The sequence below is a fragment of the Paracoccus beibuensis genome (assembly GCF_026162625.1).
Lineage (GTDB): Bacteria > Pseudomonadota > Alphaproteobacteria > Rhodobacterales > Rhodobacteraceae > Paracoccus > Paracoccus beibuensis.
On sequence record NZ_JAOTBD010000003.1, the window covers coordinates 142,570 to 158,345 of the forward strand.

The 15,776-nt window shown below is 67.8% G+C and carries 21 protein-coding genes; 5 read left to right on the forward strand and 16 right to left on the reverse strand.

The genetic code is table 11. The features are described 5' to 3' along the window. Positions 1 to 174 precede the first annotated feature (174 nt). Genes OC159_RS03520 through OC159_RS03540 form a run of 5 tightly spaced genes read right to left on the reverse strand, consistent with a single transcriptional unit; the run spans position 175 to position 2,971 of the window. Positions 175 to 624, reverse strand: coding sequence for a ferritin-like domain-containing protein (locus OC159_RS03520; protein ID WP_265499769.1), 450 nt, complete (start codon positions 622 to 624; stop codon positions 175 to 177). A 13-nt stretch (positions 625 to 637) separates the two neighbouring features. Further along, positions 638 to 835, reverse strand: a complete 198-nt coding sequence (locus OC159_RS03525; protein ID WP_265499770.1) for a hypothetical protein — start codon at positions 833 to 835, stop codon at positions 638 to 640. Continuing rightward, positions 832 to 1,128 (reverse strand): hypothetical protein, encoded by a 297-nt coding sequence (locus tag OC159_RS03530; protein WP_265499771.1) that lies wholly within the window; start codon positions 1,126 to 1,128, stop codon positions 832 to 834. The genes OC159_RS03525 and OC159_RS03530 overlap by 4 nt, the downstream gene beginning before the upstream one ends. A 56-nt stretch (positions 1,129 to 1,184) precedes the next feature. Beyond that, positions 1,185 to 2,354: a zinc-dependent alcohol dehydrogenase gene (locus tag OC159_RS03535; RefSeq protein WP_265499772.1), complete on the reverse strand. Its 1,170-nt coding sequence runs from the start codon at positions 2,352 to 2,354 to the stop codon at positions 1,185 to 1,187. Continuing rightward, entirely contained in the window at positions 2,354 to 2,971 is a 618-nt protein-coding gene (locus OC159_RS03540) for an SRPBCC family protein (protein ID WP_265499773.1), read from the reverse strand. Before OC159_RS03540 ends, OC159_RS03535 begins: the two co-directional genes overlap by 1 nt. 178 nt (positions 2,972 to 3,149) lie before the next feature. Between OC159_RS03540 and OC159_RS03545 the strand changes: the two genes are divergently transcribed. Continuing rightward, positions 3,150 to 4,139: an SDR family oxidoreductase gene (locus OC159_RS03545; RefSeq protein ID WP_265499774.1), complete on the forward strand. Its 990-nt coding sequence runs from the start codon at positions 3,150 to 3,152 to the stop codon at positions 4,137 to 4,139. Between the two features lie 16 nt (positions 4,140 to 4,155). On the opposite strand, the gene OC159_RS03550 is transcribed toward OC159_RS03545, so the two are convergent. Continuing rightward, complete coding sequence (locus tag OC159_RS03550; protein ID WP_265499775.1) at positions 4,156 to 4,308, reverse strand: hypothetical protein; 153 nt, start codon at positions 4,306 to 4,308, stop codon at positions 4,156 to 4,158. Positions 4,309 to 4,460: 152 nt separating this feature from the next. Here OC159_RS03550 and OC159_RS03555 point away from each other — a divergent pair, with 152 nt between their 5' ends. Continuing rightward, complete coding sequence (locus tag OC159_RS03555; RefSeq protein ID WP_265499776.1) at positions 4,461 to 4,664, forward strand: hypothetical protein; 204 nt, start codon at positions 4,461 to 4,463, stop codon at positions 4,662 to 4,664. Here the strand turns inward: OC159_RS03555 and OC159_RS03560 are convergent. From OC159_RS03560 to OC159_RS03570, 3 genes are read right to left on the reverse strand one after another with little or no spacing between them, the layout of a single operon-like run. Then, entirely contained in the window at positions 4,661 to 4,984 is a 324-nt protein-coding gene (locus OC159_RS03560) for a hypothetical protein (RefSeq protein ID WP_265499777.1), read from the reverse strand. The genes OC159_RS03555 and OC159_RS03560 overlap by 4 nt on opposite strands. A 24-nt stretch (positions 4,985 to 5,008) precedes the next feature. Next, positions 5,009 to 5,230: a hypothetical protein gene (locus OC159_RS03565; RefSeq protein ID WP_265499846.1), complete on the reverse strand. Its 222-nt coding sequence runs from the start codon at positions 5,228 to 5,230 to the stop codon at positions 5,009 to 5,011. 13 nt (positions 5,231 to 5,243) lie between these two features. Next, complete coding sequence (locus OC159_RS03570) at positions 5,244 to 6,101, reverse strand: SDR family oxidoreductase (RefSeq protein ID WP_265499778.1); 858 nt, start codon at positions 6,099 to 6,101, stop codon at positions 5,244 to 5,246. 214 nt (positions 6,102 to 6,315) lie between these two features. On the opposite strand from OC159_RS03570, the gene OC159_RS03575 reads away from it, so the two are divergent. Beyond that, complete coding sequence (locus tag OC159_RS03575; RefSeq protein WP_265499779.1) at positions 6,316 to 6,795, forward strand: sigma-70 family RNA polymerase sigma factor; 480 nt, start codon at positions 6,316 to 6,318, stop codon at positions 6,793 to 6,795. A gap of 102 nt (positions 6,796 to 6,897) precedes the next feature. On the opposite strand, the gene OC159_RS03580 is transcribed toward OC159_RS03575, so the two are convergent. Together OC159_RS03580 and OC159_RS03585 are read right to left on the reverse strand one after the other, a co-directional pair. Continuing rightward, complete coding sequence (locus tag OC159_RS03580; protein WP_265499780.1) at positions 6,898 to 8,151, reverse strand: PRC-barrel domain-containing protein; 1,254 nt, start codon at positions 8,149 to 8,151, stop codon at positions 6,898 to 6,900. A 90-nt stretch (positions 8,152 to 8,241) separates the two neighbouring features. After that, positions 8,242 to 9,180 (reverse strand): LysR substrate-binding domain-containing protein, encoded by a 939-nt coding sequence (locus tag OC159_RS03585; protein WP_265499781.1) that lies wholly within the window; start codon positions 9,178 to 9,180, stop codon positions 8,242 to 8,244. 105 nt (positions 9,181 to 9,285) lie between these two features. Between OC159_RS03585 and OC159_RS03590 the strand changes: the two genes are divergently transcribed. After that, the gene (locus OC159_RS03590) at positions 9,286 to 10,494 is read left to right on the forward strand and encodes an acyl-CoA dehydrogenase (protein ID WP_265499782.1); all 1,209 of its coding nucleotides are present in this window, start codon (positions 9,286 to 9,288) and stop codon (positions 10,492 to 10,494) included. Then, positions 10,487 to 11,626: a CaiB/BaiF CoA transferase family protein gene (locus OC159_RS03595; protein ID WP_265499783.1), complete on the forward strand. Its 1,140-nt coding sequence runs from the start codon at positions 10,487 to 10,489 to the stop codon at positions 11,624 to 11,626. The genes OC159_RS03590 and OC159_RS03595 overlap by 8 nt, the downstream gene beginning before the upstream one ends. Here OC159_RS03595 and OC159_RS03600 read toward each other — a convergent pair. The 5 genes from OC159_RS03600 to ribA are packed head-to-tail and all read right to left on the reverse strand — an operon-like array spanning position 11,623 to position 15,738. After that, positions 11,623 to 12,459 (reverse strand): RibD family protein, encoded by an 837-nt coding sequence (locus tag OC159_RS03600; protein WP_265499784.1) that lies wholly within the window; start codon positions 12,457 to 12,459, stop codon positions 11,623 to 11,625. The genes OC159_RS03595 and OC159_RS03600 overlap by 4 nt on opposite strands. A gap of 22 nt (positions 12,460 to 12,481) precedes the next feature. Further along, positions 12,482 to 13,255: a class I SAM-dependent methyltransferase gene (locus tag OC159_RS03605; RefSeq protein ID WP_265499785.1), complete on the reverse strand. Its 774-nt coding sequence runs from the start codon at positions 13,253 to 13,255 to the stop codon at positions 12,482 to 12,484. 2 nt (positions 13,256 to 13,257) lie between these two features. After that, positions 13,258 to 13,653, reverse strand: coding sequence for a 6-pyruvoyl trahydropterin synthase family protein (locus OC159_RS03610; RefSeq protein WP_265499786.1), 396 nt, complete (start codon positions 13,651 to 13,653; stop codon positions 13,258 to 13,260). A 19-nt stretch (positions 13,654 to 13,672) separates the two neighbouring features. After that, the gene (locus OC159_RS03615; protein WP_265499787.1) at positions 13,673 to 14,617 is read right to left on the reverse strand and encodes a zinc-dependent alcohol dehydrogenase; all 945 of its coding nucleotides are present in this window, start codon (positions 14,615 to 14,617) and stop codon (positions 13,673 to 13,675) included. After that, positions 14,614 to 15,738: a GTP cyclohydrolase II gene (gene ribA, locus OC159_RS03620; RefSeq protein WP_265499788.1), complete on the reverse strand. Its 1,125-nt coding sequence runs from the start codon at positions 15,736 to 15,738 to the stop codon at positions 14,614 to 14,616. Before ribA ends, OC159_RS03615 begins: the two co-directional genes overlap by 4 nt. Positions 15,739 to 15,776: the final 38 nt, after the last annotated feature.

Below are 15,776 nucleotides of genomic sequence, written 5' to 3' on the forward strand. Positions count from 1 at the left end.
TCCGGACGTTACCCGTTCAGGGCAGGGCAGGGCAGGGCAGGGCAGGGCGCGATGCGGCTGTCGCGCCTGATGGGGCTGCCGGACCTCATCCCTCATGGTCCCTGATGGGCATGGAACCGCCCGATACGAAACCGGCGCCCATCAGGCGCCGGCATGGTCGTCGGGGCAACTGGATCAGAGGGCTTCCGCCGTCCGCTCCATCCATTCGCGGTGCCGGCGTTCGTCGGCCAAGGCCTTCTCGAAGAAGCTCCGCGACTTTGGGATCGCGTCGCGGTGGGCGGCTGCACGGTCATAGGCGGTGACCGTGTCGTCCTCGTTGGTCTTCATCGCCTTGAGAATGGCACCGTCGCCCATCAATCCGGCCAGCGTCACCTTGCCGGTGGTCAGCATCTGCTTCATGTCGCCTTCCAGCGGCGCCTCGGCACCCGTTTCGGCAGCCATCTCGTTCAGCACCTCGAGGTGCCGCAGGTGGTCCTGACGAAAGTTCTCGATCTGGCTGGCGATGGTGGTGTCGGACAGCTTCTCGATTGTCGTCTCGTAGGCCGCGATGGCGTCGCGTTCCAGCAGGATCAGGTTCTTGACGAGGTCCTGGATCGTGTCTTCGGTTCCCACGGTCGTTGCCATGTCGGGCGCTCCTTTACTTGTTGGTCCGTCCGCGCTGAGAGGGATCAATCCCCCCTTGCGGCGTGGTGTCATTGGCGATGTCGCCGGTGAAGGTGTTCTCGCCCTCGATCGGCGGGTCCTTGCGGGTCGCGCCTTTGGACCGTCCGATGCCCGGATCCTCGCGAAGGTCCTTGTCGGACGGGTCGGTCGTCTTCGGATGCTTGTTGCTCATGCCTCGTCCTCCCGTTCGCTCGGGCGTTCGTCTGCCAGCTTGTCCTTGTCGGCGGCAGCGCCAGGTTCGCCGCGACCGGGACCATGGTTGTCCACGTTCGCATGACCCTGTTCGTTCTGGACATGGGCTGAATCCAGCCCGCGCTGGTCGGAATGTTGCGAGGTGTCGCGGTTCGTCAGGGCTTCCTCGGGCAGACGGGTGCCGGGGTCGGCGGGGGTAAGCCCGCCGGTGCCGTCGCCCTTGCCTTGGTCCTGCTGTCCAGGGCCGAAGCCCTTCTTGTCTGCATGTGCCATTGTGTCCTCCTTTCGGAATGGGTCAAGAACCGGCGGGGCGCGCCGATGTTCCCGCGTCAGGGGGTCAGTACGACCTTGGTCCACTCGTCCTGGCTGTCGTGGAAGTTGCGATAGCCGAGCGCGGCTTCCTCGAGCGGCAGGCGGTGAGAGATCAGGAAGGTCGTGTCGATCTCTCCCTCCATGATCCGGTGCAGAAGCTCCTTGGTGTAGCGCTGGACATGGGTCTGGCCGGTGCGGATCTGCAGGCCCTTTTCCATCAGCGCCCCCAGCGGGAACTTGTCGGCCATGCCGCCATAGACGCCGGGCACCGACACGCGCCCGCCCTTGCGTACCGCCATCAGCGCCATGCGCAGCGCATGCGCGCTGTCGGCGCCGATGCCGATCCTCTGCTTGGCGGAATCCAGCAGGTTGTCGGGCGCGAAACCGTGGCTTTCCATGCCAACGGCGTCGATCACCGCGTCGGGGCCAAGCCCGCCCGACATCTCCATCAAGGCTTCCAGGACGTGGGTCTGCTTGAAGTCGATGACCTCTGCCCCCAGGCGGCGCGCAAGTTCGAGACGGTGCGGATAATGATCGATGGCGATGACCTTGCCCGCGCCCATCAGCAGCGCCGACTGGACCGCAAAGAGGCCCACCGGACCGCAGCCCCAGACCGCGACGGTGTCGCCGGGCTGGATGTCGCAGTTTTCGGCCGCCATCCAGCCGGTGGGCAGGATGTCGGACAGGAACAGCACCTGTTCGTCCGGGACGCCGTCGGGAACGACGATCGGGCCCACGTCGGAAAACGGCACGCGGACATATTCGGCCTGTCCGCCCGGATAACCGCCCGTCAGGTGCGAATATCCGAAAAGCCCGCTCATGGCGTGGCCATAGAGCATCTCGGATGCGTCCTGCTTTTCGACCGGGTTCGAATTGTCGCAGGCGGAATAGAGGCTTGCCTTGCAGAAGAAGCAGCTGCCGCAACTGATCGTGAAGGGCACCACGACGCGCTGGCCCTTCTGCAGGGTCGACTTCGGACCCGTCTCGACGACGCGGCCCATGAACTCGTGGCCCAGGATGTCGCCCTTGGCGACGCCGGGAATGACGGCGTCGTAAAGGTGCAGGTCCGACCCGCAGATCGCGGTCGAGGTCACCTCTATGATCGCGTCGCGGGGGTTGACGATTTCGGGGTCGGGGGCGTTTTCGACCCGGACATCATGCTTGCCGTGCCAGGTGAGTGCGCGCATCAGGCGTTCCTTTGATTGGCGTTTGTTGCGATCTCGCCGGTTTCCAGCAGCATCTTCAGCCGCTTCAGCTCGTGCCGGCCGCGGGTGCGGGGATCGACCCGGCGCAGCTTGGCAGCCCATTGGCCGGCCACGCCCCAATGCGGGCGCCAGGCCACATGGGCCTCGACCTCGGTGCCGCGGCCCGCGGGGGCGTCGCGCAGTTGCACCTTGGCCTCGATGTCGAAATCCGAACCTTCGACCGACCGCCAGGCCAGCGCCTCGCCCGGGCGATCCTCGACCAGACGCGTGCGGACGCGGGCGTCACCGCCGGGGGTGGCGATGACCCACGTCATCTCGTCCCCGGGGCCGCGTTCGACCGCGCGGAGGTCCTGCATGAACCGCACCAACTGTTCGGGGTCGTGCCACACCGCGTGGATGCGGTCGCGCGGCGCGTCGATGGTCACGGTGCGCCCCGCGACGACATAACGGCCAAACCGCGACTGCTTGGCCGTCCGTCCCGGCGCACTGTCAGGCGGCCGGTCCTTTGCTTCGTTCATCATCCGCGTGATGGCGGCCGCGCCGATGGCAAGTGCGGCCAGCCCGGTGATCGTCACGATGTCAGTCTTGCGTCTGTGCATGATGGCTCCGGGGTTGTTCTGAAGATGCCGGGCCGTCGGCCCCTTGGCATCGGGCGGGGAGGTGTCACCAACCGCAAAGCCGCGCAGTTGTTCCCCGCCCCGGGAACATGCGGCCGGGTCGCCGGTTCATCCCGCAGACACGCCGCCCACCAACGGGCGGCCAGTGAAGGAGCGTAGAATGCACCATGCGCAAAGCCCCCGCGTCGTCGTGATCACCGGCGCCTCCAGCGGCATCGGCGAGGCCACGGCCGAGGCGTTTGCCGCCGAACGGGCGATCCTCGTCCTTGCGGCGCGCGACCTGGACGCGACCGAAGCCGTCGCCCGCCGCTGCCGCGCCAAAGGCGCCGCCGCGCTGGCGGTCCAGGTCGACATCGCCGAGATCGACCATGTCCGCGCGCTGGCCGAGGCCGCCTGCGACTTCGGCGGCGGGATCGACGTCTGGGTCAGCAACCCGGGCGTCGGGGCCGTCGGCCGCTATGACCAAGTCCCGATGGAGGCGCACGAGCGTGTCATCCGCACCAATCTGATCGGCCACATGAACGAGGCGCATGCCGCCCTGCCGATCTTTCGTGCGCAGGGGCAGGGGGTCTTCGTCAACGTGATCTCGCTTGGCGGATTTGCCTCGACGCCCTTCGCCGCGGCCTACGGGGCCAGCAAGTTCGGCCTTCGCGGCTTTTCCGAGGCCTTGCGTGGCGAGTTGCAGGACCAACCCGGCATCCATGTCTGCGACATCTATCCGTCCTTCGTGGATACGCCCGGGATCGGCCACGGCGCGAACTATACCGGCCGCCGCCTGTCGGCACCCCCGCCGCTGCTGGACGCGCGGCGCGTGGCCCGCGCCATCTGCCGCGTCGCTGACCGGCCAAGGGCCACCACCATGGTCGGCGCCGTCACCGCGCTGGTGCGCGTCGGCCACGCGATCTCTCCGCAGCTGAGCACGCACCTGATGGGCGGCTTTCTGCGGGGCTATTTCGCGCGCGCGCCACGGTCGGCAATTTCCGACGGGAATCTGCACGAGCCGCCAAGGATCGCGGGCGGCATCGACGGGGGGTTGCGCACCAGCGGGAACGACGTGACGAAGACCATGGTCAGACTGGCGGTTTTCGGCGGCGCCACTGTCCTTTTGGGCCGGATGCTGACCCGGTCGGACCGCGGGCGGCGGCGCTGACAGCCGGCCTGCGGGCCTAGTTGCGTGGCAGGGCCTGCAACGCCAGGCGCAGCCGCGCGACAAGGGCACGAACCTCTTCTGACAGCGGCATCTGCTGAAGACTCTGCCGCAGCGGTGCGAATTCGCGCTGAAGATCGCGCACGCCGGCGTCTTGGTCGCTGTTCGTCATGTTTTCGGACCTCTGCAGGACGGTTTGCACGGATCTTGTTGCCTTGCGACTGCGGCCACTTTTCCACTGGTTCAAATGGTCGCAGCCGTCGAGGGATCGTATTTTCCAGAAATTGACTTATGTTAGTCGAGTTGTTGGCCCAAGGGTGTTGAATGGTGGGTAAACCGGTGGACGAGGAGAGGCGCCTGAACAAGGCGCTTTGCGAGATGCAGGCGGATGTCGCGATGACGCCGCTGTCGGACGAGGTTCGCGCCTTGGCTGCGCGACTGGCCGAGGCCCTGCAACAGGCCGAGGCGCCAGGGTTCGCCCCGCCCAAGGCATCGGATGGATTGAAGGATGAAGAGGGTCACGCCTAGACCAGTGCCCAGATCCCTAGAAGGATCACCAGGACCAGCAGCACGACCGGCCACAGCCACCCGGTCCCGCTCGGGGCTTGGACGTTCTGCGTCTCTCGTCCGGCCCGTTCCTCTCGGCGGCGCTGGTCGCTTGCTGCGACATGCGCCTCGGCAGGGGTGACCGGGGTGCCCCCGGCCTCGGCATCGGTGCCAAGGGGCGAGGCGGCAGGGTCGGGATAGTCGACCTTGTCGGCCGCCGCGCCGCGGTCGATCTCTCGCCGCAGCATGTCGGGGTTGTCGGGCGCACCGCCGCGGTCGGTCGGAGGAGGGTCCTTGCTCATGTGATATTCCTTTGCTTCGCACCATCAATAGGTCGCCGGCGGATCGCTGGCCGGGAAGGATTCGTCCGACATCTCGTCCACGCGGTCCCAGTCCCGGGGCGGGCTGGCCATCTCTTCGGGTCCCGCGTCGCGGACGCGGTGGCGTGGCCCGTGGGGGTCGCTGACCGGCATGCGCCGCATCAGCGACGGTGCGGCCAGTCCGGCCAGCAGCCCCAGGCCGAACATCGTCATCAGTTCCTTGCGCATTCTTGTACCTTTCTCAGATGAAGGGCTTGCCGCCGGTGACGGCGATGGTCGCGCCCGAGACATAGCTGGACATGTCCTCTGCCAGCATCACATAGGCGGATGCCAGTTCGACCGGTTGCGCGGGACGGCCCATGGGATAGTTGGCGCCGAATTCCGACACCGCTTCGGCCTTGAAGCTGCCGGGGATCAACGGCGTCCAGACCGGGCCGGGCGCCACGCAGTTCACGCGGACGCCACGGTCCGCGACCATCTGCGCAAGCCCCATGGTGAAATTCTGGATTGCCCCCTTGGTCGAGGCATAGGCCAGAAGCGACGGGCTGGGCTGGTCCGAGTTGATCGACACGGTGTTGATGATCGACGCGCCCTCCTTCAGGTGCGGCATGGCGGCCTTGCACAGATAGAAGATCGCGTCGATATTCGTGGCGAAGGTGCGGCGCCACTCCTCGTCGGGGATGTCCTCGATCCTGTCGAACAGGTTCTGGTGACCGGCATTGTTGACCAGGATGTCCAGCTGGCCCCACGCCCCGATGATTTCGTCGACGATCTTGCGGCAATGGGCGGCGTCGGCGATATCGCCTTCGAAGCACAGGCAGCGCCGTCCCTCGGCCTCGAGCAGTTGGGCGGTCGACCGCGCGTCCTCGTCCTCGGACAGATAGGACAGTGCAACATCTGCACCTTCGCGGGCATAGGCGATCGCCACGGCACGGCCGATGCCGCTGTCGCCGCCGGTGATCAGCGCCGTCTTGCCGGCCAGGCGACCTGCGCCACGCCAGCCGTCCTCCCCATGGTCGGGCACCGGGTCCATGCGCATGAAGCTTCCGGGCAGCTCCTGCGTCTGTTTGGGGAAGGGCGGCTTGGGATAGCGGGTCATGAATCGGCTCCTGTCGAAGGTGTCCGCCGCGTAACCGGAACCGCCCCCTAATGTTCCTGCCGAAGGACCAAGCTGCCGCTGCCGGGCGGCTTTCGCCGAACGGCAGAAGGGGCGCCCGCTGCGGAACCCAACGCCGTTCCCGTGCATTGGCACACGTGACAACAATTTCGCCAAGCGAAGATCGCGAGACGGACAGGCTGACGGAAGGCAACGCATGTCAGACGACTTACTCGACCACGTCCGGGCGCTGCATGCGTACGGCCAGTCGCTGTGTGGCAACCCGACCGAGGCGGAAGATCTGGTCCAGGAGACGCTGGTGCGCGCGATCGAACACGCGGACAGCTATCGCCCCGGCACCTACATGCGCGCGTGGCTTTTCACCATCATGCGCAACCGCTTCTATACGAACCGCAAGAAGGCGGCGAGGGAACCGACCGGTTCGGCCGACTGCGTCTCGATCGGGCCCAGCACGCAGCCAACGCAGGAATGGCACCTGCGCAACAACGAGCTTTGGCAGGCCTTGGACGCGATGCCGACGCATTACCGCGAGGCGATCGTGCTGGTCGGCGTGATCGGCGAAAGCTACCTCAATGCAGCAGAAATCCTGGACTGCGACATCGGGACCGTGAAAAGCCGCATCTCTCGGGCGCGGGCGATCCTGCGCAACGCCATCGATCCGCCGGGCGACGAGTGATCCCTCGGGGTCGTCTCTTCAACGCACATCAGGCCAAGCTCTTTACCACGTGATGATTGGATTATCTGAGGACGGGGCGCCAGTGGCGCCCCGTTTCAGTCATCAGGCCTCGTAGGCGGGCATCTGTTCCAGCTGTTCCCGCGAGGCGTCGACATGGACGCGGATTTCGTCGCCCCCTTCGCTGCGCAGCACGGTCACCTCGTCAAGGCCAAGCGCGACGGTATGGGCGCCGATTCCCAGGAAGCCGCCGACGTCGACGATGAAGAACTCGACCACGCCATCTTCGGACAGGCGCACGTCCTCGACGTTGCCGATGCTCGAGTCGTCCTGGCCGAAGACTTCGGCACCGTTCAGTTCCTCGACCGAGATCGTGTTCTGCTCGACCACGACATAGCCGGCAAGTTCCGTCTGCGGCGGGGTCATCGGCTCGCGGCCCTGCCGCCAGTCGGTCGCGGCGGTTTCGCCGGCCTGCTGCTGCATGGCCTGCGGGTCGGCCTGCTGATCGGCGTTCTGGGCTGCGGCCTGTTCGCCCGCCTGCTCCTCGACGCTGACATTCGCCTCTCCGCTTTCATTGAATTCTACCTGAGGTTCTTCCTGCTGGGTGAACTCGATGATCGGCTCGGCGGATTCATAGACGACCTCGGGCTGCATCTGCTCCAGGTCGACCTGCGCTTCGCCCTGTTCGTTCAGCCGGACCTGGGGCGTCCCCTGCTCGACGTTGACCTCGGCGCCGTCGGCGTCCTCGGGCGCGTCCTGAAGCGCGACATCGACCTGGGCCTCGCCCTGTTCGACATTCACGGTCGGCTCGGCCTGCTCGACGTTAACCTGCGGTTCAGGGGTCGAGACGGCGACCTGAGGGTCGGGCATCTGCACGATGATCTCGGGCTCGGGCTGGTCGATCGTCACCGTCGGCTGGGGCATGTCGATGGTGACGGTCGGCTGAGCCTGCCGCACGATGATCCGCGGGCGCGGCACGGTCACGTCCACCTGCGGTTCGGGCTGCGTGACGCTGACCTCGGGTGCGGGCTGCTGGACCGAAACGGTCGGGTCGGGCTGGGTCACCACGATCCGTCCTTCGATCATGTCGGCGTCTTCGCCCTGCTCCAATGCGGCGTTGACCTGAACGACATAGGGTTCGCAGGCGGCGTCGTCGCCAGCCTCCATCACCGGGCGCGCCTCGTCCAGCCACACCTGCTGCAGGCGGTCGCTGTATTCGTCCGCGATGCGTTCAAGCTGTGCACAATAGTCGGAGCCGGTCTCTTGACCCATGCCTTCTGCGGTTTCCTGTGCAAGCGCCGGTGCCGCTGTCGAGCAGAGCAGCGACGCCGCCAGGATCTTTGTCAGACGCTGTTTCATCGTCGTCTCCTGTGTTGTCGGATTGGGCACGTGCAACAGTCGGATCGGCGATGTGTTCCTGTTTTTCGGCAGAATCTGGCCGGTTTCACGTTAGGGGGTTGTCAGTGAAGAATATTTTGCGGCGCCGCTCCCCTGCTGCCGGTCAGCGGCCACCTGGGCTGCGATCCACGCGCGGAACCGCACCAGCGCCGGGTTGCCGTCGCCGCGCTCGGGCCAGGCCAGCCAATAGGCGCCGTCGCCGGGGACTGCAGGCCGAAGGATCGGCATCAGGCGGCACTCGTCGATCTCGGGTTGCGCGAGGTAGCTTGGCAGCAACGCCACGCCCAGACCGCTGATCGCTGCCTGGATCATCATCGAGAACTGGTCCATCACCATGCCGGACACCGCGCCCCCCGCGCCGCCCTGGGCGCGAAACCACGCCCGCCAGCCCTGCGGGCGCGTCTCCAGCTGCAGCATCGGCAGGCCCGCCATGTCGTCAGGCCCAGCAATCGGGTGACGAGCCAGGAAAACGGGCGAGGCGCAGGCCGTCAGGCGTTCGTCGAACAGCTTCATGTGCCGCGCGTCGGGCCAGTCGTCGGCACCGAAATGGATCGCGGCATCAAAGGACTCGGCCGTGAAGCTGAAGCGTTGGATCTTGGTCGACAGGTTGATCGAGATGCCCGGATTGTCGGCCAGGAACTGCCCGATCCGCGGCGCCAGCCAGCGCGTCGCAAAGGTCGGCAGCACCGACAGCGACAGCGCGCCGCCCCCTGGGTTGGCGATCAGCCCCATGCTGGCGCGCTGGATCACGTCCAGTCCTTGGGTGACGCTGGCGGCATAGATCTGCGCTTCGGGCGTGGGCGTCAGGCGCTTGCGGTCACGGGTGAACAGCGGCTTGCCCAGCTGGCGCTCAAGCGAGGCGATCAACCGGCTGACGGTGCTTTGCGTCAGGTGCAGCTCATCCGCGGCGGCGGTGACGGAGCGGTGACGCATCACGGCCTCGAAGGCGATCAGCTGGGACAGGGATGGCAGGAACCGGCGTTGGCGCATCAAACATTCATAGGATGCATGTTCTCATGTGGAAATACCGTTTCTGTCTCGGATCGGAATGGACTAGACCACGGAAAACAGTCATTCGATGCAGGAAGGCCGATCATGCTGGACAAGACCACCGTGGACCACAAGGGCGGCGCCTTCACTTGGGAAGACCCGTTCCTGCTGACCGACCAGCTCGAGGAAGACGAGCGGATGATCCGCGAAACTGCCGCGTCCTTTGCCGCCGACAAGCTGGCCCCCCGCGTGCAGGAGGCCTATCTGAATGAACATACCGACCCCGAGATCTTTGCCGAGATGGGCGCCAGCGGCCTGCTGGGCGTCACCATCCCCGAGGAATATGGCGGGGTCGGCGCCTCCTATGTCGCCTACGGCCTTGTCGCCCGAGAGGTCGAGCGGATCGACAGCGGCTATCGGTCGATGATGTCGGTGCAAAGCAGCCTGGTGATGTTCCCGATCCACGCCTACGGTTCCGAGGAGCAGCGCCGGAAATACCTGCCCAAGCTTGCCAGCGGCGAATGGATCGGCTGCTTCGGCCTGACCGAACCCGACGCCGGGTCGGACCCCGCCGGCATGAAGACCCGCGCTGTGAAGACCGACGGCGGCTATCGCCTGAACGGGTCCAAGATGTGGATCTCGAACAGCCCGATCGCGGATGTCTTCGTGGTCTGGGCCAAGTCGGACGCCCATGACGGCAAGATCCGCGGCTTTGTGCTGGAGAAGGGCATGAAGGGCCTGTCGGCTCCCAAGATCGGCGGCAAGCTGAGCCTGCGGGCATCCATCACCGGCGAGATCGTGATGGAGGATGTCGAGGTTGGCGAGGACGCGCTGCTGCCGAACGTCAGCGGCATGTCGGGCCCGTTCGGCTGCCTCAATCGCGCGCGTTACGGCATCAGCTGGGGCGTCATGGGGGCGGCCGAGGATTGCTGGTTCCGCGCCCACCGCTATGGCATGGACCGCAAGCAGTTCAACCGGCCGCTGGCCGCCACGCAGCTTTACCAGAAAAAGCTGGCCGACATGCAGACCGAGATCGCGCTTGGCCTGCAGGCATCGCTGCGCGTCGGGCGGCTGATGGACCAGGGCCGCTTCGCGCCCGAGATGATCTCGCTGATCAAGCGCAACAACTGCGGCAAGGCGCTGGATATCGCGCGCGTGGCCCGCGACATGCATGGCGGCAACGGCATCCAGATCGAATATCACGTGATGCGTCACGCCCAGAACCTCGAAACCGTCAACACTTACGAGGGCACGCATGACGTCCACGCACTGATCCTGGGGCGGGCGCAGACGGGGTTGCAGGCCTTTGCCTGAAGGACCTTTGACCGGGCTGAAGGTCGTCGAGCTTGCGCGCATCCTGGCCGGTCCCTGGATCGGCCAGACCCTGGCCGATCTGGGCGCGCAGGTCATCAAGGTGGAGGCGCCGGAAGGCGACGACACGCGCCGCTGGGGCCCTCCGTTCATCCAGCGCCCGCGCGCCGACGGCACCACCGAAACCGTCGCCGCCTATTTCCACTCCACCAATCGCGGCAAGACCAGCGTCACCTGCGACTTCAACGATCCGGGCGACCTTGCGCGCCTGAAGGGGCTGATTGACCAGGCCGACGTTGTGATCGAGAACTTCAAGGCGGGCGGGTTGGCGCGGTTCGGGCTGGACTATGCCAGCATGGCGGCGCGCAATCCGGGGCTGGTCTATGCCTCGGTCACGGGATTCGGGCAGACGGGGCCGCGCGCCAGCCAGCCGGGATACGACTTCCTGATCCAGGGGATGGGCGGCATCATGGACCTGACCGGCGACCCGAAGGGAGAGCCGCAGAAGGTGGGCGTCGCCTGGATCGACATCTTCACCGGCCTTTATGGCGTCATCGGCATCCAGGCCGCGCTGGCCGAGCGGGCACGGTCGGGGCAGGGGCAGCACGTCGACCTGGCGCTCTTCGACTGCGCGCTTGGTGTGCTGGCGAACCAGGCGGCCAACCACCTGCTGGGCGGCGTCGAGCCGTCGCGGCTGGGAAACGCGCATCCGAACATCGTGCCCTACCAGGTGTTTCCCGCCCGCGACGGCCATCTGATCATCGCCTGCGGCAACGACCGGCAGTTCCGCGCGCTGTGCCTGGCGCTGGGGCTGGACGGTCTTGCCGCCGATCCCGATTTGGCGACCAACGCGCAGCGGGTCGCGGGACGCGAGGATCTGTGCGCGCGCCTGACGCAGGCGACGGCCGCCCGCGACCGTGCCGACCTGATCGCGGCGCTGACCGCGGCTGGCGTTCCCGCCGGTCCGATCAACCGGGTATCGGAGGCGCTGTCAGACCCGCAGGCGCAGGCGCGCGGCATGGTCGTCGCGCCCGAGGGGATCGCGGGCCTGCGCACGCCCATCACCCTGTCGCGCAACGCCACCGTCGCCCAAGGCGCCGCCCCCGCCCTGGGCGAGGGGCGCTGGTCCTTCTAGCCGGTCGCGACCACCTGCGTCAGCGGCTGCTTGACATGGACCGGCTGCGTACCGCGGCTGGCCAGATCGCCAATGCCGCAGTCGAAGACGATGTCGCTGCCCAGCCCGAAGACGCGGGTGTCGGGGCGCAGCGCGTCCTTCAGGCGGTCGATGGGCGTCCTGCTGGTCAGGCCTTGCGGACCCGCCCCGATGATCAGCGGCGCGATCGACACCTGCAGGCGGTCCAGCAGACCCGGTTCAAGAAACCCCGCGATCGTTGTGCCGCCGCCCTCGATCAGCAGCGACCCCAGATCGATTGCGCGCAGCCCGTCCAGGATCTGGGCCGGGTCCAGCCGCCCGTCGCGCAGGGGCAGGCGCAGAACCTCGACGCCTTGGGGGCGGGGGCGGTCGACGCCCTGCACGACGACGCGGCGGGTGCCGGTAGAGGCCAGCATCGGTGCGTCGTCGAACAGACGGCCGCGCGGGTCGATCACGATCCGGGCCGGGTCGTGGCCGCTGCACAGCCGCACGGTCAGGCGCGGATGGTCGTGCAGCGCCGTGCCGACCCCGATCACGACACCGTCGACCAGCGCCCGCAGCCGGTGCAGATGCGCCAGCCCGTCCGGACCCGACACGTCGCGCGCATCGCCCGAGGCGGTGGCGATCCGCCCGTCCAGCGACTGCCCGATCTGCGCCACCGTCACCGGCCCCAGGTCGCGCCGGGCGACGGGGCCATAGAGGTCCAGCGCCGCCCGCTCTCCGGCCGAGAAGCGGCCGCAGCAGGCGCAGGCCCGGCCGCTGCGAACCGACAGGATGCGGTCCCAGACCCGGGGGGTGACGTCGACGGCCTGCATGTTCTCGTCCTCTCCAGGTTGGTCAGGGGGCGCCGGGTGGCAGCGCCAAAAGGTCCAGATGCCCGATGAGGCAGCGGCTGTCGGTCGCCATCCCGGCGCGGGTGCGGCCCCATTCCAGCGCCATCGGCTGGCCGGCCTGCGACGCCGCCGTCGCGATGCCGTCCACCAGCGCCCGCTGCAGCGGGACGCCCTCTGTCCCGATGCGCCACGGGCTGATGGCCTGCTGCGTCTGGAACCCGGCGGCGCGGAAGATGGTGGCGGCCACCGTCGCGGCATCGGGGCCGAGCGCCGGGCCCAGTCCCTTGTCGCTGCGCTGGTGGTCGTTGAAGGCGCGGGTCACGTCGTCATCCTTCGGCAAGGCAGGCTCCCACGCCATGATGCCATCATAGGAGAGCGCCGCATAGAAGGGCAGCTTCGCCGCCGCCAGTCGCGCGGCCAGGCCCTCGATCCAGGCCGCGGGCAGCAGGTCCAGCAGCGCCGAGGCGGTGACCAGCGTCACGCCCTCCAGCGGCAGGGCGTCCAGGTCCGCCAGGTCCTGCTCGTGCAGCTGCGCCTGGCCGGGGGCCTCGGCCGCTGCCTGCCTCAGCAGGTGCGGATCGTTGTCGACCAGATGCCAGCGGGCGTGGCCGGGCAGGTGCGGCGCCAGCGCCCTGACGGTCGATCCGGTGCCGCAGCCCAGGTCCAGGATCACAGGTTCGGGTCCGGTAGCAGCCACGGCGCGGGCCAGCAGTGCAGCGTCCCGCGCCGCAAGGTCCGCGGGTTCGCGCAGGGCCAGCCACTCGGCCGAGAAGCCCATCGTCAGAGATCCCCCTCGAACCAGGCCCGCGCCATGTGACTTTCATGCAGCGTCACGCGCAGCCGCTTCAGCCGCGCCGGATCGCCTAGGCCGCCCGACCGTGCCTTGCCCGCGAGTTGGTCGAAGATGTGCTTGCAGAGAAACTCGGTCGTGGTGAACGTGCCGCCGAAGGCGTCGACCTCGTCCAGGTTCTTGTAGCGGAGCGGCGCAAGCGCCTCGGCCAGCGCCTCGGTCGCCAGGCCCATGTCGACGACCAGGCTTTCGTCGTCCAGCGCCTCGGCGAAGAAGGCGGCGTCGACGGTGAAGGTGGCGCCGTGCATGCCCTGCGCCGGCCCGAAGGTGGGCGAGGGCAGGGAATGGGCGATCATGATGTGGTCCCGGACTTCGACTGCGAACATTGGCGCTCCTTCAGGATAATCAGTATCTGACGCGGTGACATAACGTGGCGGGATCGGACAGGATCCCCGGATAGGCGGCGGGCAGATCGGTGAAGGCGGTCTCACCCGACACAAGCCCATCCAGCCGGTCGTCCGCCAGCAGCGCCAGCGCCTTGGACAGCCGCCTGCGATAGGTCCAGCGGGGCGCGCGCCCGGGCGGGACGGATCCGACCTGAGAGCTGACGACCCGCAGGCGGCGGCTGTGGAACGCGCCGCCAAGGGGCAGGGCCACCTGCGCCTGCCCGTGCCAGCTGGCCTCGACGATCGTGGCCTCGGGGCCAGCCAGATGAAGCGCCGCCACCAGCCCCGCCTGGGTGGCGCTGGCATGGATCACCACGTCCTGGTCCGGCAAGCCATCGCCGGTCGCGGCGAAGTCGCAGCCAAGCTTGCGGGCCAGCGCTTCGCGGGCGGGAAGCGGGTCGATCACCGTGACCTCTGCCCCCGGCAGGCGCGCGGCCAGCGACGCGACCAGAAGGCCGACAAGCCCGCCCCCGACGATGGCGATGCGGTCGCCGGCGCCCGCATCGCTGTCCCAAAGGATGTTCAGCGCGGTTTCCATGTTGGCGGCCAGGACGGCGCGTTCGGGCGGAACCGCGTCAGGCACCGGGATCAGCGCGTTCGCAGGCAGCCGGAACCGCGACTGGTGGGGAAAGAGGGCAAAGACCGCCTGGCCCGCCAGGTCCCCCTCGACGGCGCGGCCGACGGCGGCATAGCCGTACTTGACCGGGAACGGGAAGTCTCCCTCCTGGAAGGGGGCGCGCATGCGGTTCTGCTCGGACGCTGGAACGGCGCCCGACAGGACCAGCCGCTCGGTTCCCCGGCTGATGCCGGTGAACATCGTCTGGACAAGGACGCCGTCGCCAAGCGTGCCATCGCAGATCTCGGCCAGGCCCTCGGCCACGCACCACAGCGCCAGGGCGGTCATGCCAGCAGGTGCCCCGACTTGCGCGCCTTGGTGTCCAGGTAGCGGGTGTTGTCCGGCCCGCGGCCGACCTGAAGCGGCACCCGCTCGACCACCTCGATACCTTCGCCGTCAAGGCGCGAGATCTTGGCCGGGTTGTTGGTCATCAGGCGCACGCGACCGATCCCCATTTGACGCAGCAGGGCCGCGCCGGTGCGGAAGTCGCGTTCGTCATCCTCGAACCCCAGCCGATGGTTCGCCTCGACCGTGTCCAGCCCCTGATCCTGCAGGGCATAGGCGCGCATCTTGTTGGCCAGCCCGATGCCGCGCCCTTCCTGGTTGAGATAGACAAGGACGCCCGACCCCTCGGCCTCCATCGCGGCCAGTGCGGCCTGAAGCTGAGGTCCGCAGTCGCATTTCAGGCTGCCGAGGACATCGCCCGTGAAGCAGGCAGAATGAAGCCGCACCAGCACAGGCGTCTGCCGGTCGGGCTGTCCCACCTCGACCGCGTAATGCTCGGGTCCGCCGTCGGTCGCGCGGAACACGTGCAGCCGCCCGTTCCGCGCCGCCAGCATCGGCACGCGCGCGTCTGACACCGGGCGCGGGCTGCGGGGCAACAGCAGGTGCGAAAGGACCTCGTCAGCGCCAAGGACGCCCAGGGTGTTGCGCATGGCGGTCTGCAGGACATCGGGGCCCGTGAGCACCACGGCGGCGGGCAGAAGCTCGGCCGCCTTGACCAGGCGGATCGCAGCGCGGTGCAGCGATGTCGGCTGCTGCTGTGGCGCTTGCGGCACGGCATCGGATGCGGCCATGCGGCGCGACGGATCGGCAAGCGCCCGGATCCAGTCCAAGCGCGCGTCGGCGGGGACGGGCAGCAGCTCGACCTCGCCCTCGTGCGGGCGGTGGCGCAGCGCTTCGGCCCTGCGCGACGTCACGACCAGCTGGCACGGCCTGCCAAGCGCCGCGAACCGTTCGTCCGAGAGCGTCTCGACCGGAAGGACCAGCGCGGCCTCGGGCTGTCCCAGCAGCGCCACCGGCACGCCAAGCCTGAGGTCCGACACCATGCGCGACACACGCTCGGCGGTTCCAAGGGCAAAGGGATCGACGGACGGAGCAGCACTGGGAAGCGGAGGCAAGATACGCATGGATCGACCTTCAAGCCCGGGGAACACGAAGAGGTTTC

What these genes read in the sequence shown, in the direction of transcription:
- OC159_RS03575 (WP_265499779.1), top strand. Translation starts at nt 6,316, where the DNA reads ATGTCAGACGACTTACTCGACCACGTCCGGGCGCTGCATGCGTACGGC.
- OC159_RS03610 (WP_265499786.1), bottom strand. Translation starts at nt 13,653, where the DNA reads ATGTTCGCAGTCGAAGTCCGGGACCACATCATGATCGCCCATTCCCTG.
- OC159_RS03535 (WP_265499772.1), bottom strand. Translation starts at nt 2,354, where the DNA reads ATGCGCGCACTCACCTGGCACGGCAAGCATGATGTCCGGGTCGAAAAC.
- OC159_RS03600 (WP_265499784.1), bottom strand. Translation starts at nt 12,459, where the DNA reads ATGCAGGCCGTCGACGTCACCCCCCGGGTCTGGGACCGCATCCTGTCG.
- OC159_RS03525 (WP_265499770.1), bottom strand. Translation starts at nt 835, where the DNA reads ATGAGCAACAAGCATCCGAAGACGACCGACCCGTCCGACAAGGACCTT.
- OC159_RS03520 (WP_265499769.1), bottom strand. Translation starts at nt 624, where the DNA reads ATGGCAACGACCGTGGGAACCGAAGACACGATCCAGGACCTCGTCAAG.
- OC159_RS03590 (WP_265499782.1), top strand. Translation starts at nt 9,286, where the DNA reads ATGCTGGACAAGACCACCGTGGACCACAAGGGCGGCGCCTTCACTTGG.
- OC159_RS03550 (WP_265499775.1), bottom strand. Translation starts at nt 4,308, where the DNA reads ATGACGAACAGCGACCAAGACGCCGGCGTGCGCGATCTTCAGCGCGAA.
- OC159_RS03555 (WP_265499776.1), top strand. Translation starts at nt 4,461, where the DNA reads ATGGTGGGTAAACCGGTGGACGAGGAGAGGCGCCTGAACAAGGCGCTT.
- OC159_RS03540 (WP_265499773.1), bottom strand. Translation starts at nt 2,971, where the DNA reads ATGCACAGACGCAAGACTGACATCGTGACGATCACCGGGCTGGCCGCA.
- OC159_RS03570 (WP_265499778.1), bottom strand. Translation starts at nt 6,101, where the DNA reads ATGACCCGCTATCCCAAGCCGCCCTTCCCCAAACAGACGCAGGAGCTG.
- OC159_RS03615 (WP_265499787.1), bottom strand. Translation starts at nt 14,617, where the DNA reads ATGACCGCCCTGGCGCTGTGGTGCGTGGCCGAGGGCCTGGCCGAGATC.
- ribA (WP_265499788.1), bottom strand. Translation starts at nt 15,738, where the DNA reads ATGCGTATCTTGCCTCCGCTTCCCAGTGCTGCTCCGTCCGTCGATCCC.
- OC159_RS03605 (WP_265499785.1), bottom strand. Translation starts at nt 13,255, where the DNA reads ATGGGCTTCTCGGCCGAGTGGCTGGCCCTGCGCGAACCCGCGGACCTT.
- OC159_RS03545 (WP_265499774.1), top strand. Translation starts at nt 3,150, where the DNA reads ATGCACCATGCGCAAAGCCCCCGCGTCGTCGTGATCACCGGCGCCTCC.
- OC159_RS03530 (WP_265499771.1), bottom strand. Translation starts at nt 1,128, where the DNA reads ATGGCACATGCAGACAAGAAGGGCTTCGGCCCTGGACAGCAGGACCAA.
- OC159_RS03560 (WP_265499777.1), bottom strand. Translation starts at nt 4,984, where the DNA reads ATGAGCAAGGACCCTCCTCCGACCGACCGCGGCGGTGCGCCCGACAAC.
- OC159_RS03565 (WP_265499846.1), bottom strand. Translation starts at nt 5,230, where the DNA reads ATGCGCAAGGAACTGATGACGATGTTCGGCCTGGGGCTGCTGGCCGGA.
- OC159_RS03580 (WP_265499780.1), bottom strand. Translation starts at nt 8,151, where the DNA reads ATGAAACAGCGTCTGACAAAGATCCTGGCGGCGTCGCTGCTCTGCTCG.
- OC159_RS03585 (WP_265499781.1), bottom strand. Translation starts at nt 9,180, where the DNA reads ATGCGCCAACGCCGGTTCCTGCCATCCCTGTCCCAGCTGATCGCCTTC.